General features: G+C 60.2%; 22 protein-coding genes. 15 read left to right on the top strand and 7 right to left on the bottom strand.

Annotation, left to right across the window (positions count from 1 at the left end; all coding sequences use genetic code 11):
* The first annotated feature begins 20 nt into the window (after positions 1–20).
* Complete coding sequence (locus tag AC2FIR_RS06995; protein WP_170613792.1) at positions 21–314, top strand: ArsR/SmtB family transcription factor; 294 nt, start codon at positions 21–23, stop codon at positions 312–314.
* On the opposite strand, the gene AC2FIR_RS06990 is transcribed toward AC2FIR_RS06995, so the two are convergent.
* Positions 311–3,307 carry a cyclic nucleotide-binding domain-containing protein gene (locus AC2FIR_RS06990; RefSeq protein WP_170619461.1) on the bottom strand — a complete coding sequence of 999 codons (2,997 nt, stop codon included), beginning with the start codon at positions 3,305–3,307 and terminating at the stop codon, positions 311–313. The two genes, AC2FIR_RS06995 and AC2FIR_RS06990, sit on opposite strands and share 4 nt — an antisense overlap.
* Before the next feature lie 214 nt (positions 3,308–3,521).
* Here AC2FIR_RS06990 and AC2FIR_RS06985 point away from each other — a divergent pair, with 214 nt between their 5' ends.
* The gene (locus AC2FIR_RS06985; RefSeq protein WP_170816776.1) at positions 3,522–3,911 is read left to right on the top strand and encodes a DUF3307 domain-containing protein; all 390 of its coding nucleotides are present in this window, start codon (positions 3,522–3,524) and stop codon (positions 3,909–3,911) included.
* Between the two features lie 10 nt (positions 3,912–3,921).
* Here the strand turns inward: AC2FIR_RS06985 and AC2FIR_RS06980 are convergent, their stop codons facing one another.
* Together AC2FIR_RS06980 and AC2FIR_RS06975 are read right to left on the bottom strand one after the other, a co-directional pair.
* A complete protein-coding gene (locus AC2FIR_RS06980; RefSeq protein WP_170613489.1) occupies positions 3,922–4,551 on the bottom strand; it encodes a glutathione S-transferase family protein in 630 nt (209 codons plus the stop codon).
* A 24-nt stretch (positions 4,552–4,575) separates the two neighbouring features.
* A complete protein-coding gene (locus AC2FIR_RS06975) occupies positions 4,576–5,073 on the bottom strand; it encodes a class I SAM-dependent methyltransferase (protein WP_170613491.1) in 498 nt (165 codons plus the stop codon).
* A 233-nt stretch (positions 5,074–5,306) separates the two neighbouring features.
* Between AC2FIR_RS06975 and AC2FIR_RS06970 the strand changes: the two genes are divergently transcribed.
* The 5 genes from AC2FIR_RS06970 to AC2FIR_RS06950 are packed head-to-tail and all read left to right on the top strand — an operon-like array spanning position 5,307 to position 12,530.
* On the top strand, positions 5,307–7,079 hold the full coding sequence (locus AC2FIR_RS06970) for an ABC transporter ATP-binding protein (RefSeq protein WP_170613493.1): 1,773 nt from the start codon (positions 5,307–5,309) through the stop codon (positions 7,077–7,079).
* The gene (locus tag AC2FIR_RS06965) at positions 7,072–8,985 is read left to right on the top strand and encodes an ABC transporter substrate-binding protein (protein ID WP_170613495.1); all 1,914 of its coding nucleotides are present in this window, start codon (positions 7,072–7,074) and stop codon (positions 8,983–8,985) included. Before AC2FIR_RS06970 ends, AC2FIR_RS06965 begins: the two co-directional genes overlap by 8 nt.
* A gap of 13 nt (positions 8,986–8,998) precedes the next feature.
* Positions 8,999–10,027 (top strand): ABC transporter permease, encoded by a 1,029-nt coding sequence (locus AC2FIR_RS06960; protein ID WP_170613497.1) that lies wholly within the window; start codon positions 8,999–9,001, stop codon positions 10,025–10,027.
* Positions 10,024–11,178, top strand: a complete 1,155-nt coding sequence (locus tag AC2FIR_RS06955) for an ABC transporter permease (RefSeq protein ID WP_496715484.1) — start codon at positions 10,024–10,026, stop codon at positions 11,176–11,178. Before AC2FIR_RS06960 ends, AC2FIR_RS06955 begins: the two co-directional genes overlap by 4 nt.
* The gene (locus tag AC2FIR_RS06950) at positions 11,175–12,530 is read left to right on the top strand and encodes a CoA transferase (protein ID WP_170613501.1); all 1,356 of its coding nucleotides are present in this window, start codon (positions 11,175–11,177) and stop codon (positions 12,528–12,530) included. The genes AC2FIR_RS06955 and AC2FIR_RS06950 overlap by 4 nt, the downstream gene beginning before the upstream one ends.
* A gap of 189 nt (positions 12,531–12,719) precedes the next feature.
* Here the strand turns inward: AC2FIR_RS06950 and AC2FIR_RS06945 are convergent, their stop codons facing one another.
* On the bottom strand, positions 12,720–15,101 hold the full coding sequence (locus AC2FIR_RS06945) for a mechanosensitive ion channel domain-containing protein (RefSeq protein WP_480490546.1): 2,382 nt from the start codon (positions 15,099–15,101) through the stop codon (positions 12,720–12,722).
* 373 nt (positions 15,102–15,474) lie between these two features.
* Between AC2FIR_RS06945 and AC2FIR_RS06940 the strand changes: the two genes are divergently transcribed.
* From AC2FIR_RS06940 to AC2FIR_RS06910, 7 genes are read left to right on the top strand one after another with little or no spacing between them, the layout of a single operon-like run.
* Entirely contained in the window at positions 15,475–16,689 is a 1,215-nt protein-coding gene (locus AC2FIR_RS06940; protein ID WP_496715486.1) for a glycosyltransferase family protein, read from the top strand.
* Positions 16,686–17,933 carry a glycosyltransferase family 4 protein gene (locus AC2FIR_RS06935; protein ID WP_480490550.1) on the top strand — a complete coding sequence of 416 codons (1,248 nt, stop codon included), beginning with the start codon at positions 16,686–16,688 and terminating at the stop codon, positions 17,931–17,933. Before AC2FIR_RS06940 ends, AC2FIR_RS06935 begins: the two co-directional genes overlap by 4 nt.
* Positions 17,933–19,009, top strand: a complete 1,077-nt coding sequence (locus AC2FIR_RS06930) for a glycosyltransferase family 4 protein (RefSeq protein WP_170619446.1) — start codon at positions 17,933–17,935, stop codon at positions 19,007–19,009. The genes AC2FIR_RS06935 and AC2FIR_RS06930 overlap by 1 nt, the downstream gene beginning before the upstream one ends.
* Positions 19,006–19,590 carry a histidine phosphatase family protein gene (locus AC2FIR_RS06925; RefSeq protein ID WP_170613511.1) on the top strand — a complete coding sequence of 195 codons (585 nt, stop codon included), beginning with the start codon at positions 19,006–19,008 and terminating at the stop codon, positions 19,588–19,590. The genes AC2FIR_RS06930 and AC2FIR_RS06925 overlap by 4 nt, the downstream gene beginning before the upstream one ends.
* A complete protein-coding gene (locus AC2FIR_RS06920) occupies positions 19,587–20,729 on the top strand; it encodes a glycosyltransferase family protein (RefSeq protein WP_496744815.1) in 1,143 nt (380 codons plus the stop codon). The genes AC2FIR_RS06925 and AC2FIR_RS06920 overlap by 4 nt, the downstream gene beginning before the upstream one ends.
* Complete coding sequence (locus tag AC2FIR_RS06915) at positions 20,726–21,511, top strand: polysaccharide deacetylase family protein (protein WP_170815897.1); 786 nt, start codon at positions 20,726–20,728, stop codon at positions 21,509–21,511. The genes AC2FIR_RS06920 and AC2FIR_RS06915 overlap by 4 nt, the downstream gene beginning before the upstream one ends.
* Positions 21,498–21,974, top strand: a complete 477-nt coding sequence (locus AC2FIR_RS06910; RefSeq protein WP_170816773.1) for a class I SAM-dependent methyltransferase — start codon at positions 21,498–21,500, stop codon at positions 21,972–21,974. The genes AC2FIR_RS06915 and AC2FIR_RS06910 overlap by 14 nt, the downstream gene beginning before the upstream one ends.
* Before the next feature lie 20 nt (positions 21,975–21,994).
* On the opposite strand, the gene AC2FIR_RS06905 is transcribed toward AC2FIR_RS06910, so the two are convergent.
* A complete protein-coding gene (locus tag AC2FIR_RS06905; RefSeq protein ID WP_170613519.1) occupies positions 21,995–23,137 on the bottom strand; it encodes an alpha-D-ribose 1-methylphosphonate 5-triphosphate diphosphatase in 1,143 nt (380 codons plus the stop codon).
* 53 nt (positions 23,138–23,190) lie between these two features.
* Between AC2FIR_RS06905 and AC2FIR_RS06900 the strand changes: the two genes are divergently transcribed.
* On the top strand, positions 23,191–23,874 hold the full coding sequence (locus AC2FIR_RS06900) for a DUF1045 domain-containing protein (protein ID WP_170613521.1): 684 nt from the start codon (positions 23,191–23,193) through the stop codon (positions 23,872–23,874).
* Here AC2FIR_RS06900 and phnN read toward each other — a convergent pair.
* Positions 23,856–24,404, bottom strand: a complete 549-nt coding sequence (gene phnN / locus AC2FIR_RS06895) for a phosphonate metabolism protein/1,5-bisphosphokinase (PRPP-forming) PhnN (RefSeq protein ID WP_496762086.1) — start codon at positions 24,402–24,404, stop codon at positions 23,856–23,858. The genes AC2FIR_RS06900 and phnN overlap by 19 nt on opposite strands.
* On the bottom strand, positions 24,401–25,084 hold the full coding sequence (gene phnL, locus AC2FIR_RS06890; RefSeq protein WP_170613525.1) for a phosphonate C-P lyase system protein PhnL: 684 nt from the start codon (positions 25,082–25,084) through the stop codon (positions 24,401–24,403). Before phnL ends, phnN begins: the two co-directional genes overlap by 4 nt.
* Positions 25,085–25,092 lie beyond the last annotated feature (8 nt).

Here is a 25,092-nt window from a genome sequence, read left to right as displayed (position 1 = left end):
GCCCTGAAAAACCTGCGGATATGAGCGAAAGCGCCGCCCGCGCGGCCGCATTTCTCAAGACGCTGGCCCATGAAGGCCGTTTGATGATCCTGTGCCATCTGGGCGATGGCGAAAAATCTGTAGGGCAACTGGAGGAGCTGTTGCAGCTAAGGCAAGCGGCAGTCAGCCAGATGCTTGCCCGCTTGCGCGAGGAAAACCTGGTCTCGACCCGGCGGGATGGCAAGACAATCTACTACACGCTGAAAGACGGCAATACCGCACAGGTCATCACATTGCTCTATGACCTGTTCTGCAACCCCGAGGGCGGCATCTAGTTCGAAACGTAACCGGCAATGACCTGCAACAGCTTGAACGCGGTTGCGGCATCGTTTTCGACGACGGCAAGGAATTCTTCTTCACCGATACGCAGGCAGGACAGATCGGTTTCGGCAATCATGCTCAGCGCGCGCGGCTCTTTGCGGATCAGGCCAAGTTCGCCAACCAGCGCGCCGGGTCCGACCTTGGTGATCAACTGATCCGGTTCGTCCTGTTGCGGCAGGTACAAACCCGCCTCGCCCTCAAGAACAACGTAGGCCCCATCCGTCGGCTGGTCGTCTTTCAGAAAGATCACCTCGCCTTTCGCGGCCTCGAACCAGCGCGCACCAAATGCAAGCAGGCGCAGCTGTCTGCGGTTCAGACCCGAGAACAATGGCGTCTGCTCCAATGCCCGCAGTTTGCGTGCAAGGTCGGCTGAGGCGGCGCTGTCTTCCTCCACGTCGATCGGTCCCTCCCCTGAAACGACACGACCTTGCCTGATTTCCACATGCATGTCGAATGCATCCGGATTCTGGAACTGATCATTCAAGTAGACAACCGTGGTGTCCGGCAGCAACTCGCGCAGGTTCTTGTAAACCGCCACTTTGGTTTTCATGTCATAACTGGCCAGCGCGTTCTCAAGGACCAGAACGTCCGGCTTCTTGATCGTTGCACGGGTAAAGGCCAATGGTTCGGCAAAAACGGCCGGAAGGTTTTGCCCGCCGAGCGCAACCGGAACGTTGTAGATCAGTTCGATCACCAGTGGACGCGCGCCTTTTTCGGACAGCACATCGACAATCACCTTGCGCAACTCGTCGGACCGGGCCCCTCCAACCTGGCTGACCTTGCCAAAAAGGGCGTTCTCCATCACGGTCAGCCCCGGTGCAAACTCGCCCTCATCCAGCGGCACGAAGACGTCATGCAATGTCTCAAGCAGTTTGTCAGAATGGCTGTGACGCAACTCGAGAATCCGGTCCTTCAGTTCATTGGTAAAGGCCGGCCCGATCTGTTCGGCCGAGATCACCAACGGCACCGCCAGCAGGTTTGCCAGCTGTTCATCGTTCAGCCCTGTCGCGCCTTCGTCCCGGGTGCGGTCTATCAGCTCGACCGCGGCCTCATAGGTCTGGGCTTCAAGGCCAAGTTTGCGGAACAGAGGGTGATCGGTTCCATCCAGCCCAAAGATCTGGCGCAGCATGTCGATCACGTCCCGGGTCAGGCTGACCAGCGTTTCATCCAGTCCGAGTTCGCGTAATTGCCCAAGAAACACGGATTGGCGCGCCAGAAGATCCTGCGTGACCCGGACGCGCGGGGTGGCAAACAGCAGGTTTTCGGCCACAGGCAAAGCCGGGTTATAGATATCTCGACCGAAAATCAGCGCCTGCTGTTCCAACCCATTCTGCCGAACGGCCTGCTGCACCACCGGGCGCAGTTCGACCAGTTTTGCCGCCAGCTCGGGGTGCTCGGCTGCATCGAATGTCTGCTCGCTGCCCCGCTGGAACAGGGCCGCGCCAGAGCCCATACCCTCGACCAGTTGCAGCCACCACGCACGCAGTGCCTGCGCATTGTCCAGACCGGCCAGTGAGGGATCCAGCCAATCTGCCCGGAACGGATCGGGGCTGTTTCCGGCACGCTGGGTTTCGGCAAATCCGGGATCGGCCGGCCCGTCCGACAATGGCTTGAACCGCATCGGCATCATGACGTTGTCGCCCAGCGTTCCCTGAAACATCACGGGCCGCGACGTGGCATACCCGATCCGAGCCGCCACAACCCCCTGATGCATGTCGGCCAGGTTCTGCCCCCCGATTTCAACGCGCCCGGCACTTGGCAGGATTTCCCGTGTCAGCAGTTCCGCCAATGCACGCCGGTCTTCCTCGCTGGGGGCGGAAATACCAACCGTCTTTCCACCCGGAAACGTAAGATTCAGATCGTCCAGCACCTGATTTCCATCCATATCGCGCACCGAGACATGGTTCAGATGGATATCACCGTTCAGATGCGGGCGTGTTTCAGGTTCGCCGTCGAATAGTCTTTCATCCAGCATTCCCGAAGGCGCAAAGCGTTCGACCACCACGTCCCAGCGCAGGGACATGTCCTGTGTCTGGTTGTAATAGGTCAGCAGTTCCTTCCACGGGGAACTCAGGTCCTTGTAGGCAGCCAAGGCCGCGACCAGCGCCCCCAGCGAGACCGCCCCCTGAAGCACCAGAAGCCCGCCAACCAGATAGAACATGAACGGCGTCAGCTGCGAGATGAAGTTGTTTATGAATTTCATAAAAAACTTCTTTTGGTAGATCTCGAACCGGATGCCGAACAGCCGCCCCAGCTGATCCGAGACCATCGCGCGACGATACCGCCAGCCGCCGTTTGACCGCAAAGTCGATGCGCCCGCCGCGTTTTCACCAATCTGGGCCGCAAGCACGCGCACTTCCTGAATGCGTTTCTTGTTCAGCAGGTTGATCTGCTGTTGCAGGCGCGGGATAAGCCAGGCCTGCAAGGGGATCAGCGCCACTGCTGCCAATCCGAACCAGACGCTTTGCAGAAACAGGAACGACAGGATCGTGATCATCTGTCCGGCCTGCAACACCGGCTGGCTGATCGCATCGCCCATCAACCCGCCCATCGGCTCGCTTTCGGCTGTGACCATCGAGACCAGTTCACCCTGGCTGACCCGCTCGAAATAAGGTTGCGGAAAACGCAGCGCGCTGTTGATCAGCTGATAGCGGAACCGGCGCAACATCCGTTCGCTAAGGATCCCCTTCATCGTGTTGATGCGCATCTTCATCAAACCATGCGCCAGAACCGAGGCCAGAAATGCAAAGCACAGGATGATCAGGAAATTGGTCTGCGTCAGGCTGTAGCCCCAGACCTCGACCACGCTGCTGGTTGCGCCGATGGCGTCATTGATGATGCGCTTGGGCAGTTCCAGCGTCAGGTAAAGCAATGGAAACAGTGTCGCCGTCACGGCCAGCAGCACCAGCTGATCGCGTTTGGAGTACTTCCAAATAAACCGGAAAATCGTTCTTTCTATTGAACCCGCCCCTACTTCAGGTCATCGACCCGTACGTCATGGTAATCTTTAAATTCAGCAGTACGAATTTACCGCAATCCCAACAAAAGACGCAAATAGTTTCCAATTGATCGAAAATTCCCACCTTGTGTGAACTAGTTCATTTGCGCGAGCCCAATTTAGCACCTAGAGTTTGAGACAGACTGATATGGGGAAGGCGATTTTGACTGCTACACTTGGCGCGGTGTTGCTGATGATTTGCTTATTGCAGGTCAAACATATGTTCGCGGATTTTTATCTCCAGACAGCAAAAATGCTGTCGGGCCGCGGGGAATATATGCATTTGGGACGCGCGCAGCATGCAGCGGTGCATGCGGCGGGGTCTGCTATTGTGTTTCTGCTGTTCGGGACCGCGATAGCTTTCATCCTTGTTATCGCCGTTCTGGAATGGTTCGTGCATTTCAACATAGACTTTGCCAAGGCCCGGTACTCGGACAAGCGGCAACTGCAGCCCAATCAGGCGGCATTCTGGCGGGCTGCCGGGCTGGATCAGTTCATGCACAACCTGACTTACGTCGCCATGGTCTGGGCCTGGGTGGTCTACGCTTCCTGAAACCTTGGCTTCAAAGGTTGGCGCTGGGTCGTTCCTTGATCCCCTCGAACCATGCCAGCGTCGCCGTGTTTTCCTGAGGTATGCGCGTTCTGATGACCCGCGCAAAATCTACAAAAACAAAAGCCGAAATATCCGCCAGTGAAAACTCTGCCCCGGCCAAGAATGCGCTGTTTCGCAAGCGCTGCTCCAGAAGATCGAAAAACTGTGCTACACGGTCGGTGCCGCGCTGCGCCAGTTTGGGGATCTGCGCGTAGTTGACCGGTCCTGGGATCGCCCGGTCCCGAAAGAAGGGATTGGTGTTGCGCAGCACTTCGGCAATCGGGGCGCCGCCCTGTTGCTCGACAATACTGTTCCACATCAGAACAAGGCCCTTATCGTCCGGACCACGGCCCAACAAAGGCGGATTGGGAAAGCGCGCTTCAAGATAGGCAGCGATTCCAAGGTTTTCGGTCAGGACTGTGCCGCCATCCGTCACCAGAACCGGCACCGTTGCCCTTGGATTTACCGCTTTGAAATCGTCGCTCAACTGCTCTCGATCAGCGATCGAGATGTGCCGGGTTTCAATATCAAGCCCTTTTTCAGCGATGAACATGCGAGCCCGGCGCGGGTTGGGGGCGGTTGAGCAGTCATAAAACAGCATTGGCGCTCTTTCCTGTGGCCCGGATCAGCGGCGATAAATGAAACAGCGGCCTTCCACAGCACCTGCCGGCAGCGGCACTTCGGTTAGGGCCTGGAAATACATGCGATCACTGGACACCATCAATCCGCCCTCGGCCAGAAGCGGCTCGATCAGCGGCGATACAAATCGTGCGAACGCATCGTTCTTGGCCCTGTTATGCCCGCCCAGATCCGCATGTATCAAGCTGGCCGATGCGCCAAAACGGTCGACCGACGCGGGCAGAGTTTCCCGCACGTCGCCAAGGATCACCCGATCGTCGGGCGGTGTGGACTCCGGGTGCGACGCAACCGCCCGTTCAAAAACATAAACCGGGCGATCCTGAATACGACCGATCATGTGATGATAGGTTCGCCCGTTGCCCAGCCCGAGCTCAAACACGGGACCCGGCATGCTGCGGGTTTGCGCAATGGCAAAATCCAGGCAGGCGCGCTGTGACACCATGCGGTCGATGAACAGATCCAGACGGCTTTGATTGTCGGACACGGGGCAAGTCTCTCCTTGATGGCAGTCGACAGACAAGATGTGGCCGACACTGCCCTAGATGACAAGAACTCAAGACTTTGTGTAGATAAATTGCCCCCGGTTTCACGTTTCCGCGACGTTTGGGCCCAAGAACGGTTTGACTATGCGGCACTAACCGCGCGAAACTGAGCCAAAAAACACAGGGAGTCGAACAAGCCGATGCCGACCTACGGTCAAACAGGTGGTAAACCTGCATGAATGCTTTGTTGTCTGTCCAAGACCTCAGCATTGGCTTTGGCAGTGCGGAATCTGTTGTCAAAGGCGTGAATTTTGACGTCGAGGCGGGGCAAACGCTTGCTTTGGTCGGAGAATCCGGATCGGGCAAAACCATTTCCTGCCGGGCAGCGTTGCGCATTCTACCGCGCACGGCCCAGATTCGCAGCGGAACAATTACCTTGAATGATTCCAAGGGTCTGGTGGACCTGACCCGAATCAACGAACGCCAGATGCGCGATATTCGCGGCAATCGCGTTTCGATGATATTTCAGGAGCCGATGCGATCCCTCTCTCCATTGCACAAGATCGGCAATCAGGTCAGCGAGGTTCTCTGGCTGCATCGCGGTGCGTCCGAGGCGCAGGCTCGCAAAGAGGTTCTGACCCAGTTCGAGCGCGTCGGGTTTCCCGACCCTCAGCGGGCATATGATTCTTACCCTTTCGAATTGTCCGGCGGCATGCGGCAGCGGGCGATGATCGCCATGGCGATGGTCTCGAAACCCGAATTGCTGATCGCAGATGAACCGACCACCGCGCTGGACGTGACGACGCAGGCGCAGGTTCTGGGGCTGATCAAGGAGCTACAAAAAGAAACCGGCATGGCGCTGATCCTGGTCACGCATGACTTGGGCGTTGTCGCCAACATGGCCGAGCAGGTTGTCGTCATGCACAAGGGTCGCGTGATGGAGGCCGGTCCGGCCGAGCCGATGCTGAATGCGCCCGCGCACCCATACACGCGGCAACTGTTTGATGCCGCACCGGAAATCCCGGACAAGGATGCCGTCGGCCTGCCGATGCCGCAGGATGATCTGATCCTGCAGATGAAGGACGTCAGCAAGACTTACACCATGCGTTCAAGCAAGGGTTGGCAGGACGACAAGAAAATCTTCGCCTGTCAGGGTGTCGATCTGCAGCTGGCCCGGGGCAAAACGCTGGCCGTTGTAGGCGAAAGCGGGTCAGGCAAGACCACCGCCGCCCGCATCGCCTTGGGCGCCGAGCTACCTGATCCGGGCGGCGAAGTGCTGTTCCGCACTTCGGCTGATGCCGATCCGATCACGGTCCACAAGATGACACGCGCACAGCGCACCGCGTTTCAACGCAATGCGCAGATGGTGTTTCAGGATCCCTACAGTTCGCTTAGCCCGCGCATGCGCATTCAGGACGCCATGACCGAGCCGTTGGAAATCCACCGCATCGGGTCTGTTTCCGAACAGCGGGACAAGGCGGCCGAGATGCTGCAACGGGTCGGTTTGAACGCGGACATGCTCAAACGCTACCCGCATGCGTTTTCCGGTGGTCAGCGCCAGCGCCTGTCGATTGCCCGCGCCATGATGCTGGACCCGTTGCTGATCGTCTGTGACGAGCCGACCTCAGCACTGGACGTGTCGGTGCAGGAACAGATCCTGACATTGCTGGAGAATCTACAGGACAGTCTGAACCTGTCCTATTTCTTCATCTCCCACGACCTTGCCGTCGTGGCGCGCATCGCTGATGAGGTCGCCGTGATGCGACGGGGACTGATCGTCGAACAAGCCCCGCCTGAGACCCTGTTTTACAATCCCCGCCACCCTTACACCAAAGCGCTGATTGCCGCTCAACCGGAACCTGACATCAACCGCCCCATCGACCTGAAACTGGTCGCTTTGGGCGCGGGGGCACCGAGCAGCTGGGAAGAAGCCTTTCGTTTCTCTGACACCGTGGTACCCTCATTGATAGAGCTGGAGCCCGGCCATAAGGTACGTTGCCATGTTTAAAACCACTCGTCCCCTGTTTCTGGCCGCGTCGCTGGCCCTGACCTGGATGCTGCCCGCCACGGCAGAGACCGTTCCGACACCACAGGAAAGCGAATTCTGGGCCACTGAAGTCAACGCAGGCAACCTGCCCCCGGTTCAGGAGCGTTTGCCGAAGGACCCCCTGATCGTTGATCTGGCCGCAAAGGGGCGTGAATTCGGCACGCCCGGCGGAACTTTGCGCACGATGGTGACGCGATCCAAGGACATCCGCCAGATGGTCGTCTATGGGTATGCCCGCCTGGTCGGTTTCGACCAGAATTATGAAATTGTCCCGGACCTGCTGGCCTCATTCGACAACGAAGACAACCGCAAGTTCACGCTGCATCTGCGCGAAGGGCACAAATGGTCCGACGGCTCTCCCTTCACCTCGGAAGATTTTCGCTACTGGTGGGAGGATGTGGCCAACAATGAACTCCTCAGCCCCTCCGGTCCGCCGGATTTCCTGCAAGTCGAAGGCAAGTTGCCGACCGTGACATTCCCGGACGAACGGACAATCATGTACGAATGGGACGATCCGAACCCGAATTTCCTTCAATCTTTGGCGCAGGCCCGCCCCCCCTTCATTTACCGCCCGTCCGCCTTCCTCAAGCAATATCATGAGAAGTTTGCAGATGCCGAAGATCTGGCCTTTCAGGTTGACGATGCAAGGGTCAAAAGCTGGGCCGCGCTGCACAACAAGCTGGATAACCTCTATAAATTCGACAATCACGAACTGCCAACCCTGCAACCCTGGCTGAACGCGAGCTCGGGCAAGAAGATCCGGCACAACTTTGTCCGCAACCCTTACTATCACCGCATCGACTCCAAGGGCGTGCAACTGCCCTATATCGACGTGGTCGAGATGGAGATCGTCGCCCCCGGCCTTGTTGCAGCCAAGACCAACGCGGGTGAGACCGATTTGCAGGGGCGCGGGCTGGCTTTCCGTGACGCATCAATCCTGAAAAAGGGTGAGGAGAAGGGAAACTACAAGACACTGCTTTGGAAAACCGGGGTGGCGTCACAGATCGCAATCTACCCGAACTTGAATTACTCGGATGATGGCTGGCGCGAAGTGTTGCGCGATGTGCGCGTGCGCCGCGCCCTTTCACTCGCAATTGACCGCCAGACGATCAACCAGGCGCTTTACTTCAAGCTGGCCCAGCCCGGTGCGATGTCGGTGCTGCCTGCCTCACCTTTCTACAACGAAGAAAATGCACAGGCCTGGGCGCAGTTCGACATCGAGCAGGCCAATGCCCTTCTGGACGAGGCCGGGCTGGACAAGCGGGATAACAATGGAATCCGATTGCTGCCTGACGGACGTCCGATGGAACTGGTGATCGAAACCGCTGGCGAACGGCAAGAAGTTGAAAACGCATTGCAGATCGTCACCGACACCTGGCGCGAAGTTGGCGTCAAGCTGGTCATGCGCCCGCTGGACCGGGACATCCTGCGCAACCGCGTCTTCTCGGGTAATACGATGGCATCCGTCTGGTTTGGCTGGGATGACGGTATCCCGCAAAATCACACTTCCCCCGCCTATCTGGCCCCGACCGATCAGGTGTTTCTGGCGTGGCCGAAATGGGGGCAGTATCATCAGACAGGTGGCGAAGCGGGCGAGTCACCAGACATGCCTGAGGCAGAGCGGTTAATGGAACTGGCCCACAAATGGGAAATCGCCACAACCGACGAAGAGCGTCAGGCGGTCTGGACCGAAATGCTGAAAATTCATGCCGATCAGCTTTACGCCATCGGTATTCTGAACGGTGCACCGCAACCGATCGTGGTTTCGAACCGTCTGCGCAATGTACCTCAGCAAGCCATGTGGGCGTGGGAACCCGGTGCGCATTTCGGCGTCCACCGGCCAGACGAGTTCTTTTTCGCCGACTGACAGGAGCAGCTAAATGATCATGCTGCGCTACGCGGTGTACCGATTTTTCACGATGCTGCTGACACTGCTGGTGGTGTCGGTTTTGATCTTCGTGATCATCAACCTTCCGCCCGGCGACTATCTCAGCAACCAGATTGCTGAATTGCAGGCCTCGGGCCAGTCGGCCGGCGTGGCCAAGGCCGAGTTTCTGCGCAAGGAATACGCGCTGGACCGGTCGATGCCGGAGCAATACCTGATCTGGATGGGGTTCTGGCCCGGTCCCCACGGGTTCGAAGGATTGTTGCAGGGCAATTACGGCTGGTCCTTTGAATTCGACCGCCCCGTGTCCGAAATCGTGGGTGACACGCTGTGGCTGACGGTCGTGGTCAACCTGGCCGCGATCCTTTTCGTCTATGCAGTGGCCCTGCCGCTGGGTGTTTTGGCTGCTGCAAAGTCGCGGACCTGGATCGACTACACCTCGGCCTTTGTTGGCTATCTTGGTCTCGCCACGCCAAACTTTCTTCTGGCGCTGATCCTGTTCTATTACGGCCACCGCTATTTCAACCTGCCCATCGGCGGGCTGATGGACCCATCCTTCGAAGGCCAGCCGATGAGTTGGGACAAGCTGAAGTCCATTCTTGTCCACCTGATTGTTCCGACCTTTGTCATCGGCACCTCAGGCGCATCCGCGATGATGCAGCGTTTGCGGGCCAATATGCTGGACGAGTTGGGCAAGCCATATGTCGAAACCGCCATCGCCAAGGGCATGGCCCCGTCGCGGATGCTGACGAAATACCCGTTACGCGTTGCCTTCAACCCGTTTGTGGCGGACATCGGCAACCTGCTGCCCTCGATGGTGTCGGGATCGGTACTTGTGTCGGTCGTTCTGGGCCTGCAAACCATCGGCCCGACCCTGCTGACCGCGCTTAAGACACAGGATCAGTTCCTGTCGGCCTTCATCCTGATGTTCGTCGCCCTGCTGACCCTGATCGGGACGATGATCTCCGACATCCTGCTGGTCATGCTGGACCCGCGCATCCGATACGAGGGCCGTGAAGCATGAGCAAACTTCCTGACGGCCGCTATGTCGACGACGCCCCGTTCGATCCCGAAGCCTCGATCCAACAACTCGAACGCGCGGATTTGGACGCGCCGAACTGGGTTCTGGTCTGGCGCAAGTTCCGGACCCATAAGCTGGGCCTGATTTCGGGTATCTTCCTGCTGCTATGCTATCTGATGCTGCCCTTCGCCGGCTTCATTGCGCCTTACGGGCCGAACGACCGCAATGGCGAACACCTCTATGCCCCGCCCCAAAGCGTCAACTGGTTCCACGAAGGTGAATTTGTCGGGCCTTACGTCTATCCCATTGTAGCCGAAGCTGATCTTGAGACCTTTCAGTGGAAATTCGTCCCCGACACCGAAGACCAACGCCCGATCCGGTTCTTCTGTGAAGGGTCCGAATACAAGCTGGCAGGACTGATCAAAACAAACAGGCACCTGTTCTGCGCCCCCGAGGGCGCCACGCTGTTCCTTTGGGGCTCGGATCGGCTGGGCCGGGACGTGTTCAGCCGCATCCTTTACGGCGCGCAACTGTCGCTGACCGTGGGCCTCATCGGTATTTCGGTGTCGTTCTTTCTGGGTATCCTGTTCGGGTCGATGGCGGGATATTTCGGCGGCAGGATCGACTGGACCATCAACCGGGTGATCGAAATCCTGCGCTCGCTGCCGGAGCTGCCTCTGTGGCTGGCCTTGTCCGCTGCGGTCCCGTCGAACTGGAGCCCGGTGGCGGTGTTCTTCATCATCTCGATCATTCTCGGCATTCTCGACTGGCCCGGTCTCGCCCGATCCGTTCGCGCCAAGTTCCTGTCCCTGCGCGAAGAGGAATACGTACGCGCGGCGGAAATGATGGGCGCAAGCTCGGGGCGGGTGATCCGCAAGCACCTTTTGCCGAACTTCATGTCACACTTGATCGCCTCGGCCACATTGTCGATCCCGGCAATGATCCTCGGGGAAACGGCGCTCAGTTTCCTCGGCCTTGGCCTGCGGGCTCCGGCGGTCAGTTGGGGCGTGATGTTGAACGACGCACAGAACCTCGCCTCGATCGAGATCTACCCATGGACAGCCATCCCGATGCTGCCGATCATCGTCGTGGTGCTGGCCTTCAACTTCCTTGGCGACGGGCTTCGCGACAGTCTGGACCCCTATCAGCAATGAGCCTGCTGTCGTCCCTTCCCGCCGCAGACAGCTATCGGACTACCGGGAACGGCGCACTTTCAAGCGTGTTTGCGGTGTCAGAGCTTGCCACGGCCAGCTTTGCCGCAATCGGGCAAGAGCTTGCTTCATTGACTTCAGCCCTGAACCTGTCCGCGAAGCCACCGGAAATCACCGTCGATCACCGCCTGGCATCGCTCTGGTTCGGGTTTTCGTTCAAACCCGATGGCTGGCAGATGCCGGACCTGTGGGATGCGGTTGCCGGCAACTACAGGGCATCGGACGGTTGGATCCGGTTGCACACCAACCTGCCGCACCACCGCAGCGCGGCCCTCAAGGTTCTGGATACACCCGCAGATCGGGAAGCCGTATCCCAGGCGGTCAGGCAGTGGGCGATTTCGGAACTTGAAAGCGCAATTGTTGCCGAAGGCGGTGTTGCCGCTGCCATGCGCAGCCGGGTGGAATGGCTTGAACATCCTCAGGGCCGTGCCGTGTCGCGCGACCCGCTGATTACCTGGGAAACCCCGCGAATCGTCACCCTGCGCGACCGGCCAAATGCCACAGCAGAACGGCCACTCGCTGGCTTGCGGGTCCTTGATCTGACCCGCGTTCTGGCTGGCCCGGTTTCCACCCGAACCCTCGCCGGATTCGGCGCTGAAGTGCTGCGGATCGATCCCCCCGGTTGGGACGAGCCCGGGGTCATTCCCGACATCTCGCTGGGCAAACGATGCACCTATCTGAACTTGAAATCTCCTGCCGGGGTTCAAAAGTTGCATGACCTACTGGCCGAGGCGGACGTCTTTGTTCACGGCTATCGTCCCGGCGCACTGGACGCGCTTGGATTGACCAAAACCAAACGGGATGAACTGGCCCCGAACCGGGTTGAGGTGACACTGGACGCCTATGGGTGGCAAGGCCCCTGGTCGACCCGACGCGGGTTTGACAGCCTTGTCCAGATGAGCGCCGGGATCGCCGATGCCGGGCGCATCTGGGCGCAGGCGGACAAGCCTACCCCCCTGCCCGTGCAGGCGCTGGATCACGCCACCGGTTACCTGATGGCCGCATCAATCCTGTCGGCGCTTGCTCAGGCCGCGCGGGGGAACCCGGTGATGCACGCCAAACTGTCACTTGCACGCACCGCAGAGTTGCTGGTGGCACTCAGCAAATCCGACCCCGAGGTCGAGATGCAGGGTGCCACCCCGCAGGACTATGCCCAGGCTACCGAGGTTTCGGGTTGGGGGCCTGGCCACCGCCTGAAATCCGCGCTGAGCGTCGGGACTGCCAGGATGCACTGGCCGCTGCCCGCATCAAGGCTTGGCACCTCCCCGCCGCAGTGGGCTGGTCTGTCTGCCTGACGCTTTTCCGACAGACCCTCGCTCGCAAAAACCCCAACCGCTCTGCACGTTCTCGGCCCGCCGTGGCTCAAAGGCGTGTCAGTTTATCCCACTCATCCAAAGAGCCACCGCTGCGCGGGACGCGCGGCCCAGCCCAACTCTTTGCTGGCGTCTCGTCAGAGACGCCGGTCAAAGGGGCGGGAGGATGCGCTATCTGTCATCGCCGCCGCCCGGGCCAATATCGTCAAGATAGTCTTCATCAATCGCCGCCTGCACTGCGCCTGTTACGGCCTCGCGCTGCTTGGGCGTCAGGTCCTCGGCATTCTTGTCATCGGCCAGACGCACGGTGACCTCGCGGTGGGCGAAACGAATGCCCTCGCGCGCGAACAGCTCGCGAATTTCCTGATAGACCTTCTTGCGCACCAACCACTGGTCGCCCGGCTTGGTCATGAACTTGACCCGGATGATCATCGCTGAATCCTGCATCTCGATCACGCCTTGCGATTTCAATGGCTGAATGAAGTTCTCGCCGATCACCGGATCGCTCAGCAACTGCTGGCCCAGCTTCTTGATTAGCTTGCGCACTTGCTCGACATCGGTGTCATAGGTCACACGCAGCGGCAGCTTCATGATCACCCAGTCGCGTGAGTAGTTGGTCAGCACCTTGATCTCGCCAAACGGAATGGTGTTGAGCGCCCCAAGATGGTGGCGCAGCTGGAAGGACCGGACCGAGATTTTCTCAACTGTCCCCTTCACGTCGCCGATATCGATATATTCGCCTTTACGGAAGGCATCATCCATCAGGAAAAACGCGCCCGAGAAGATGTCCCGCACCAGCGTTTGCGAGCCGAACCCGACGGCCAGACCAACAACACCGGCACCCGCGAACAGCGGACTGACGTTGATGCCCAGCTCCATCAGCACAATCAGAACTATGGTCACGACGACAACTGCAAGGATCGCACCGCGGAACAGCGGCAGCAGGGTGGCCAGACGGCTTTGCCCCCCTTCGCCGCCTTCATCGCCCAGTTCCGCTTCGCCGACATCGACCTCTTCTTCGGCGATTTTGGAATCGATCCAGATGCGGAAGAAATGGAACAGGATATAGCCCATGAAGATGATTACCATCACATCGAGCACCCGCTCGATCGGAAGATCCTCGCTCCAGTTGGCGTCCGGGTTCCAGATCACCACCAGTGCGTAGGCACCAACCACAAAGGCCAGAATGCCCGCAACGCGCCGGGCCAGATCCTCGTAGGTCAGGATGGTGTGCTTTCTCTGCTCAGCTTCAGGTGTTTCCGCTGCGCCTTGCCCCTCTTCGGTTTCGGCCTCTTCCGCGCGGGCGTTCATTTCCTCGATCTGACGGTTACGGTCGAAATACCGCTCCAACAGATAGTTCATGGCGCCGTAAGCAATCACGACGGACATGAAAATGAGATAGCTGCTGGCGACAATCGGTATTGAGTTCTGATTTTCCAGCAACAGATCCACGGCCAGTTTCAGCCAGCTGAACACCAGATACACGATCAGCACAGGAGCCCAGGCGAACGAGATGAACCGCAATATCCACGACACCTGATCCGGCGCGCGTCCGCCGCGAATGGCGTTCGAGATAGCACGGGCATTGAATAGGATCATGAAGACATTGGCGACAGCGCCCAGCATCGTCAGACTTCCGTAGACCATCGCGTAGACGTTGTAGTTCAGCCCGAAATCGGCAACCCAGGTGGAAAACAGAACGACCGAAATGTCATAGGTCGCGATGGCCGAAGCCCAGATGTACAACCGCTTTGCGTCCCTGTCGGAAAAGGGTGGCAGTCGGTATTGGCTCAGGTAGGGCGACAGGACCATCCGCCACAGATCCGACACTGTCCGCGACAGGAAGAACGCCGTGAAGATGGCTGTGACCGTGAACTGGATCGAGATGTCCTCGGCCTCGCCAAGAAACAGATACCCCACGATCAGCGCCAGCAACATGGCAAACACGGTGGCCCCGATCCCCATCAGGAAACGGAACACCAGGAACGGCATCTTCTCACGGTACCCCTGGGGGTTGTCCTTGGATCGCGCCACCACGATACGCCGCGCGATACGCTTGCCGTAGATCTCGATGGACAGCCACCGTCCCAGCAGCAGGAACAGGACATTCCAGGCCAGAACCTCGACATAGGTCATGATCCGCCCGTCCGGGCTGGTCTGGCGCAGAATGTACTGCACTTCGAAGATCGAATAGGGCAACGCCTCCAGCCGCGACTGAACCGACTCCCGGAAAGTCCTGAACCTCTCCTGCGCCTTCATCAGTTGCGAGCCTTCACCCATCGGGTCGTTCTCAGCACCCGCAGCCGCACCGGCGGCTCCGGTGGTTCCGGCAGTTGCGACCTGCCCGGCGCTGTCGATCACGATCACGCTTGCGCCAGCTTCGGTCGCGGCGCGGATGGCTGCGGCTATGTCTCCGTCGGCGCTCGTCTCGGCACTGGTGTCGCCAGCAGTCGGGTATCCCGGAATCAAAGATGTCTGAGCGACGGCCCCCGTTCCGGTAGCAAGCACTGCCCAGAAAGTGAAAACCAGCGCGGCAAACAGTTTGAAGTGCATGGGTTTAGGTCCAGTTCGCATGTTGCCGCACAGAATACTCAAGCGTTTACAGGTGTTCAAATTATCCAACCTTCCCATCTCGATAAAGTGTCCAGCCGTGTTCCTGGCGCACAGTTTTGGACAAGGCTGTTTTCAACCTGACAAAAACTGAATATGACCAATCCTGTAACAAGTGAACACCGTCAGACCGGTTTGGGCGGGACAATCCGGTGCCACGCGCCTGTTCTGCTCTGGAATTGATGTTGCCAAATCGCAATGCATGGCGCATTTGCAGGTCGGGCAGCGCTCGTTTGGCGGGCAGAGACTGAAATAATAAGATACGGGTGCATTTGCGCGGATACTGCACCGAAATGACAAAAAAACGGGCGAAGGCATGAGCCTAGAACGACATAGTGAGATATCCGGCCGCGCGCCGCGCATTTTGTTTTACAGCCACGATACGTTCGGGTTGGGCCATTTGCGCCGTTCCCGTGCGCTGGCCGCCGCAATCACCCAGGCAGATCCGACGGCCTCCGCGCTGATCCTGACGGGCTCGCCCGTGGCGGGGCGGTTTACGTTTCCACGCCGCGTCGACCATGTGCGCCTGCCCGGCGTCACCAAGCGGGCCGACGGTTCATATGCCTCGCAGACCATTGGCATGGGCATCGAAGAAGTCACAGAGCTGCGCGCGCGCCTGATTCAGACCGCGGTCGAGCAGTACGATCCCGACGTCTTTATCGTGGACAAAGAGCCGACAGGGTTTCGGGGCGAGTTGCTGCGCACATTGGAAACCCTTGAACGTTCGCGCCGGACACGGCTTGTCTTGGGTCTGCGGGATGTTCTGGACGAGCCCGAGGTTCTGGCCGCCGAGTGGGCCAGAAAGGACGCAGTGGCCGCGACGGAGCGGTTTTACGACGAAATCTGGGTATACGGCTTGCGATCGGTCTACGATCCGACCAAGGGGCTGCCGCTCAGCCCGGCGGCGCAGTCCCGTATTCACTGGACAGGTTATCTTAGGCGCGATCTTGGCCCCGTTGGCGACCCACCCAAGCAGCCTTACGTGCTGATCACGCCCGGCGGCGGCGGAGACGGCAAGGCGCTCGTCAATCTGGTGCTGTCCGCTTACGAAAGCGACCCCGACCTGTCGCCAAGGGCGGTGCTGGTCTACGGACCGTTCCTGTCGGGCGAATTGCGGGAAGAGTTCGAAACGCGCGTTGCCGCGCTTGATGGGCGTGTTACCGCGGTAGGATTTGAATCGCAGATTGAAACCCTGTTTGCCGGCGCCACCGGAGTTGTCTGCATGGGCGGGTACAACACCTTTTGCGAGGTTCTGTCCTTTGACAAACGTGCGGTCATCGTACCGCGCACGACACCGCGCCTGGAACAGTGGATCCGGGCTTCCCGGGCCGAAAACCTGGGCCTGATCCGCATGCTGGACGAACGCCGGGAAGGGTTGACAACCGAGGCAATGATCCAGGCCATTCGCAATATTCCGCACCAGCCGCTGCCGTCAGAAGCCATCCGGGGCGGATTGTTGGGCGGGCTGGATTACGTGACCGATCGCATTGAGGTTCTGCTGGGCCGCAAACGGGAACGGGCCACCGGATGACCGCAGACCTGCCGAAACTGGCGGTGCTGGTCAAAGGTTGGCCGCGCCTGTCCGAGACGTTCATCGCCCAGGAACTGGTGGCCCTGCAAGAGGCTGGCCACCGCTTTGAGATTTGGTCCCTGCGCCGCCCAACGGATGTCAAGCGCCACCCTCTGCACGACCGATTTCAGGGTCGTGTCCATTACCTGCCCGAGTACTTGTACGAAGAACCCGGCCGTGTCTGGGCTGCCCGTCTTGTGGCGCGGGCTTTGCCTGGCTACAGCCAGGCTTACCGCGTCTGGCGCGATGATCTGCGCCGCGACCCTAGTCACAATCGCATCCGGCGCTTCGGGCAAGCCTGCGTTCTGGCCGCCGAACTGCCGGAGCAAACGCTGGCGCTTTATGCGCATTTCATGCACACGCCCTCCTCGGTCGCGCGATATGCCGCGATCATGCGGGGATTGCCGTGGAGCTTTTCCGCCCACGCCAAGGACATCTGGACCTCACCAGAATGGGAGAAGCGGGAAAAACTGCGGTCCGACACGTTTGGTGCCACCTTCGGGGCCACTTGCACCGCAATTGGCGCAAAACACCTGCGTGGGCTTTCTGATGATCCCGCGCGGATTGAACTGATCTATCACGGGCTGGATCTGTCGCGCTTTCCGTCCCCTCCCAACCGTATGATCCGGGCCGCAAACGACCCGTTTCACATGCTGTCCGTCGGCCGGTTGGTCGAAAAAAAAGGGTTTGACCGACTGATCGACGCATTCGCCCTGTTACCGGATGCACTGGACTGGCACTGGACCCATATCGGGGGCGGTTCATTGAACAAACAGCTGCAGGAACGGGCCGTCGCTGCGGGTTTGGCGGACCGGATCAGCTGGAAAGGTGCCTGCGATCAGCCCGAAGTGATCGAGGCGATGCGGCGTGCCGACCTGTTTGTTCTTCCCAGCCGGATTGCGGTGGACGGCGACCGTGATGGTTTGCCCAACGTGTTGATGGAAGCGGCCTCTCAGCAGTTGCCAATCCTGTCCACCCCGGTTTCCGCCATTCCCGAGTTCATCGAGACCGGCGTGCACGGTGTTCTGGCGGACGATGATCCCGCAGCGCTGGCATCCGCAATGTCCGGTGTTGCCGCCGATCCGGAAGAGGCGGCCAGAATGGCTGCGGCGGCTTACAAGCGCCTGATCACCGAATTCCAAATGGATCCCGGCATTGCCCGGCTGTCCGCCCGCCTGAACGCCTTGTGTCTGGAACCTGCCTGATGGCACGGGTTGCCTTTTACGCCCCCATGAAATCTCCGGACAGCCCGGTTCCCTCGGGCGACCGCGAAATGGCGCGCAATCTAATGAAGGCGATCGGCGCGCAGGGGGACAAGGTCGACCTCGTTTCCACGCTCCGCATCTATGACAAGACCGGAGATACCGGAATCCAGCAGGCGCTGCATGCCGCGGCACGGGTCGAAGTGGAACGCGTTCTGGACACGATGCCAGCCGAAACGGCTCTGTGGGTGACCTATCATAATTATTACAAGGCCCCTGATCTGCTGGGGCCACAGGTCTGCAAGGCCCGGGGTATTCCGTATGTGCAACTAGAAAGCACCCGCGCCTCCAGCCGGCTGAACGGCCCATGGGCCGATTTTGCCAGCGCTGCGCACCGGGCCTGCGATGCGGCGCGGGTGATCTACTATCACACCGCCAACGACCTGATCACGCTGGAACGGGACCGATTTGGCGATCAAATCCTGGCCGAGTTGCCGCCGTTTCTGCCCATTGCAGATCTGCCCGCCGTTTCGGAACGCAACGGGCCCATGCTGGCGGTCGGCATGATGCGGCATGGCGACAAGCTGACCTCGTACCGGGTTCTTGCCGACGCACTGGCCCAGCTTGACGGGGAATGGGCCTTAAATATCGTTGGCGATGGGCCCGCCCGACCCGAAGTCGAAGCACTGATGGCCCGGTTTAACGGGAAGGTGCGTATTCTGGGTCTGCTGGACCGGGCCGGGGTCCAAACTGCCTACCTAAAGTCGTCCTTTCTTGTCTGGCCCGGCGTGAACGAAGCCTATGGCATGATCTATCTTGAGGCTCAGGCCTGTGGCCTTCCGGTTGTTGCGCAGGACAGACCCGGTGTTTGCGATGTTCTGGCCCCCTCGGACCATCCGACTGTCGAAGCGGGCGCTCAAGGCCTGGCCGACCGGATGCAGCTGTTGCTGAATGACTCGGTCCTGCGCCGCGCGCTGGGAGAAAACGCGCGCGCGCATGTGGCAGCGCGCAACCTGATGCCCGAAGCCACCAGGCGCTTCTGGCAACACGCCCGCCCGCTATTGGGGGTGCCTACATGACCCGGCTTGCCCTTCTTCGCCATGGCCACACGCATTGGAACCGTGCGGGGCGCATTCAGGGGCGCAGCGATATTGCACTGGATGACGACGCGCAAGCCGAGCTTTCGGGTTCCGCCCTCCCTTCCCCGTGGGACACGGCCGAGCTGTGGTCCAGCCCTCTGACGCGTGCAAGCGAAACGGCGCGACTGGTGTCCGGACGCGCGCCGCAGACATCAGACGCCCTGATCGAAATGAACTGGGGGGCCTGGGAGGGTAAGCGTGGCGTTGACCTGATCGCAGATGCCAGCAGCGGTTACCGCCATATCGAGGACTGGGGATGGGATTTCCGCCCCCCAAACGGAGAAAGCCCGTCCGACGTCCGAGCCCGTCTGGCCCCTTGGCTGTCAGGCCTGCAAAGGGACACACTTGCCGTCTGCCATATCGGTATCATGCGGGTCATTCTGGCGCAGGCCTGGGGGTGGGACTTTAACGGCCCCGCACCCTTCAAAATCAAGCGCAACCGGCTGTATATCGTCGACATGAGAAACATGCACCCTGATCCCGAACCGGTTCGCCTGCTGCGCCCGAAGGGCAGTTCATGAAGGTTCTGATCGTAGTCACGCACCTGTTGGGCACTGGTCATCTCAGCCGTGCCCTGACACTTGGGCGCGCCTATGCGCGGGACGGGGCTGAGGTGTTGGTCGTATCTGGCGGGATGCCCGCACCGCAACTGAACAGTGCGAGGCTGACGCTTTTCGGGCTGCCTCCCCTGCGGTCGGATGGAACGGACTTCACGCGACTTCTGACCGAAACAGGCTCTGTTGCGGACGACATATATCTGTCAGCCCGGATCGTCGCGCTGACGCAGGCCGTTCGGCGTTTTCAGCCGGATGTTCTGATCACCGAACTGTTTCCGTTTGGTCGGCGCTCGCTGGCCCGAGAGTTCACGGCTGCCCTTGAAGCAGCACATGGCCTGCCGCGCCGCCCGCTGATTCTGGGGTCGATCCGCGACATCCTTGCGCCGCCCTCCAAACCAGAGAAAGCTCATCGCGCACTTGCGATGGTGATGCGGTACTATGACGGCATCCTTGTCCACTCGGACCCAAAATTCACGAAACTGGATGTCAGTTGGCCTGTCACGGCTGAGCTGTCCGAGCGGTTGCACTACACCGGTTTTGTTGCCCCACCGGCACCGCAACCGCACGCGGACGGCGTCGGCCGGGACGAGGTCATCGTCAGCGCCGGTGGCGGATCGGTGGGCCAGCCGATCTTTCGCGCGGCCATCGAGGCCGCCCAAAAGATGCCAGACAGGCGCTGGCGCCTGCTGGTCGGCGGACGAGACGCAAGCGCGCGCATCGCCGATCTGTCGAAACAGGCCGAAGGCACCAACATCACGCTGGAACCGGTCCGGCCGGATTTTCGTGAAATGCTTCCAATTGCCGCCGCTTCGGTCAGCATGTGCGGTTACAACACTGCGCTGGATATTCTGCAAAGCGGAACGCCGGCGGTTTTCATACCCTTTGACGACGGCAATGAGGTCGAACAGGGTTTGCGCGCTCAAAGCCTTGCAGATCTTCTGGGCATCGGGGTGCTGCCCAGCGCCCGGTTAAGCGGCACTGCTCTGGCCGAGGCTGTCGGCACAGTCTTGTCAGACGGTGCACGCGTGGTTCCGACACAAGGGTTCGATGGCGCACGGAAAGCCGTCGAGATCACGAAAACGCTGCTGGAGCGGTGCCGATGACCGCAAACTGGAACCCTCTGACACACGAACTGAAACTCTGGTCGGATGCAGAGTTGACCCTGCCGCTTTGGTGGCGGGACGACGATGCGGTAACCGTGACGCCGCAGCTTGAAACCCTGTCGGCTCTGTCTTGCCGCATCGGCCTGCCCGTACATCTTGCCGTAATCCCCCGCGACGCAGACCAAGCCCTGGTCGATTATGTCGCGCAGCATTCCGAACTGGTCCCGGTGGTGCACGGGTGGTCCCATCAAAACCATGCGCCGACCACCGAGAAAAAAGCTGAATTCCGCCTGCATCGTCCAATGGCGCAAATTGCGCAGGACGCGGGGGCTGGGTTTTCGACTCTGCACAAACTGTTCGGCGACCGGCTCAGGCGTGTTTTCGTTCCGCCATGGAACCGCATCACCCCCGAAGTGGCGCAGGTTTTGCCCGATCTCGGCTATCGCATTCTGTCAACGGCAACGCCGCGTGCGTCAAGGCTGGCCGCGCCTGGTCTGGAACAGGTGAATACCCATCTGGACCCGATCGACTGGCGTGGGACACGGGGACTTGTTGATCCGGACATACTGATCACCCGAACCGCAGGCTTCCTGCGCGACCGGCGCGAAGGTCGCGCGGACAATGCCGAACCGTTTGGCGTGCTGACCCACCACCTGGTGCACGATCCAGACATCTGGCGATTTACCGAAACCCTGCTGGCCAGATTGCTGGACGGACCCACAGAAATCTGGGTCGCCCCCCCCATCCGATACACCCACGGAGTACCCGATGAGCCGACTTGATTCCATGCTGCGCCGCCTGACCGCGCAACGCGACGGTCTGAACTGGGCTGCAGCCCGGATCGCCGAAACACCTGGGGATATTCTGGATATGGGACTTGGCAATGGCCGGACCTATGACCATTTGCGGGAGATCCTGCCCGACCGGCGCATCTGGGTCATGGATCGCGTGTTGCAATGCCATCCCTCCAGCACACCCCCGGCCGAAGATTTTCTGCAGGGCGAGGCAGAACCGATGCTGGAAAAGCTGGCAGAAAACGGCCCCTGCATCGCCATGGCCCACTATGATTTCGGACGCGGCATCAAGGAAGAGGATGTTGCCGAGGCCACCCGCCTCAGCCCGCTGATCGCGCGGGTCATGCTGCCGGGCGGATTGCTGATCTCCGGCCAGCCCCTGGTGGGATTCAAGCAATTTGCCGGACCCGAGACCATAGCCCCGGACCGCTATCTGTTCTACAGGACCTGAGCGGCCTTTACCCTGCCGCTCTAAGCGACGCGGCGCCCTCGCGACCAAGCCGCGCTCAGCGCCGGAATACCATCGCGCAGGCGAAAGCGGATCAGATCGGCACGCAAACCCGCGCGCAGTTCACCCCGATCGGCCAGACCGGCGGCCTGCGCGGGGGTCTGTGTCACTGTCTTCAGGCCCTGCGCCATGTTGCCCCACAGCTCACCCAGCATCGTGGCGGACAGCAGCAGCGCCGACGGCACGTAGTCCGAAGACAGAATATCCAGATGTCCAAGTTCGGCCAGATCACGGGCGGCCACATTGCCCGAATGCGAACCACCCCGGATCACGTTCGGCGCGCCCATCATAACCTTGATGTCATGCGCATGGCAGGCCTGCGCCGCCTCGACCGTTGTGGGAAACTCGGCCAGACGAATGCCGTGACCGGCTGAGATACGAACCTGATCTGCTGTGGTGTCGTCATGGCTGGCAAGAACCGCACCGAACCTACGGGCGGCCTTGACCGCCTCGGTTTCGTGTTTGTCACCATTGCGTTCCCGCAGCCCCCTGAGCTGGGCCACGTGCCGCGTGAACATCGCGTCATCCATCGCGTATTTGCCCTTCAGATAGGCTTCAAGCTTGTTCATGTCCCGGAACTGCCGCTGCCCCGGCGTATGATCCATCAGCGAGACCAGCCCGACACGATCTTCGGGGCCGAATTCGGCCAACTCCTCGATCAGCGTTTCCGAACAGACCTCGGCCCGCAAATGCAGAAAATGGCTGATCTTCAATGCGTCCTGCTCGCGCAACTGCCACAGCTCGCGCGACAAACCCCGGGCATATTTTCCGTAACGCCCCGCGCCCGAAGGTATGGAACCCACGCGCATGGCATCAAAGACGGTCGTAATGCCGGTGCTAGCAAGTTCCGCATCATGGGCAATGATGGCCGCGGCGTGCGGCCAGTGTACGTTTGGACGCGGCTGAATGTGACGCTCCAGATTGTCGGTATGCAATTCGACAAGACCGGGGCTGACGTAATCGCCTTCGCAATCCGCCGCCCCCTTGGGGACTGCCACCCCAGTATCGACCTGAGCAATGGTTTCGCCGAGGATGCGAATGCTGCCCGTAACCGTTTCATCGGGCAAAACAAGCGTCGCATTGGCAAGGATCAATTCTTCTGTCATCTGAACTTCACGCAGTTTGGGCTATGGATCGGCCACACAGGTAGGAGGCCAATGTGACATTCACGCGATACGCGATCTATTTTGCGCCACCCGGCGACGCGGACTGGACAAGGTTCGCAACAAGCTGGTTGGGTTGGAACATGGAAACGGGCTCCGTGGCAGCGCATCCGTCCGTGGACGGCGTTGACGTAGCCACCGTCACCGAGGTTCCGCGCAAATACGGCCTGCATGCGACGATGAAACCGCCCTTCCGCCTGCACAAAACCCGAACAGCCGCAGAACTGCAGGACGCCTGCATACGACTGGCGGCATCCTACGCTCCGGTCAAGTTGGAGGGTCTGGAGATTGCGCGGCTCGGCCGCTTCCTCGCCCTGTGCCCCTTGGGAGACACCGCGAAACTTGGCGAACTGGCCGCCGCTTGTGTTCGCGATCTTGATACGTTCCGCGCCCCTGCGACCGACGCGGATCTGGCCCGCCGTCGTGGCAACGGCCTGACACCGGAACAGGACGCCAATCTGGTCAACTGGGGCTACCCTTACGTGTTGGATTCGTTCCGATTTCACATCACGCTTAGCGGCAAACTGGACAAACCCACCCTTCGCAGCGTTCAGGCAGCGCTTGCAACACACCTTGAACCGATGCTGCCAAACCCGTTTCGGATCGACGACTTGGCATTGGTGGGCGAGGCTGAAGACGGTCGGTTCCATCTGATCCATCGCTACGCTCTTTCCGGCTGAAGCCGGGACAGGATCTCATCCACTGTGGCATCAAGGGGCCCTGAGTTGTCGATTTCGATCACCCGGTTCAAACCTTCGGGCAGCGAAGCCTCCGCCCGACCCAGACGACGCGCTTGTTCCGCTGCACTTTCACGTCCGCGCGCCGACAGGCGTTGTGCCAGAACGTCCGGATCTGCGGTCAGCGTCACGACAATCAGCTCACCAAACACATCCTGCGCCTGCAACAGGACCGCACGCGACAGGTTGACCAGCAACGCCTCGGCCCTGCGGCGCTGATCCGCGACCCCGCCCGGAATTCCGTACTGCAACCCATGGGCGCACCAATGCAGCGCAAACGCGCCATCCTGTGCCATTAGTCGGAACATCTCGACCGGAACACGTTCGAAATCTTCACCGCCTTCGCCTTCGGGTCGCGTGATCACCCGCCGCACCCGCTGAATGCCGTCCACCCGCGCCTCCAACGCCTCCATCACACTGTCCTTGCCCACACCCGAAGGGCCAACAATCGCTATGACGGGGGCCAAGGTCATGCAGCCACCCCCGGCGTGAAATCCGAGACGTTGACCTCGCGATCGCACACCCGCTCCCGCGCCGCGACATCGTGGAAAATCCCGACAATCGCAGCGCCGCGCTCCTTCGCCTCCTGGATCAGCGACAGGACGGTTTCACGATTTTGCGCATCCAGACTGGCTGTAGGCTCGTCCAGCAGCATGGCAGGATATTCATGCGCAAGACCACGCGCGATGTTCACCCGCTGCTGTTCGCCGCCCGAAAATGTCGTCGGGCTGAGTGTCCAAAGGCGTTCGGGAATACTCAGACGCCGCAGCAACCCGGCCGCGCGGTCCAAGGCCGCCTGCCTGTCGCAGCCAACCGCCAACAACGGCTCGGCCACTACCTCAAGCGTCGGCACCCGGGGCACCACGCGCAGGAACTGGCTGACATAGCCCAACGTCTCTCGCCGTAACGCCAAAATCTCGCGCGGTTCAGCCCGCGCCACATCCACCCCGCCGACCCGCACCTGACCCGAGGCGGCCAGATAATTTCCGTAGATCAGCCGCATCAGGGTCGACTTGCCCGCTCCGGAGGCTCCGGTCAGGGCCACGCATTCACCCGGTCCGACTTGCAGACAGGCACCTTCCATCACCGGGATCACCGCGCCGCCCTGATTGTGCAGGGTGAAGCTCTTGCTCACGTTGACTAACTCAATCATCGCACTTC

The organism is Ruegeria sp. CDSB136 (assembly GCF_059610965.1).
The sequence above is the reverse complement of the archived record's forward strand: the minus strand, read 5'-3'. Positions and strand labels throughout refer to the sequence as shown.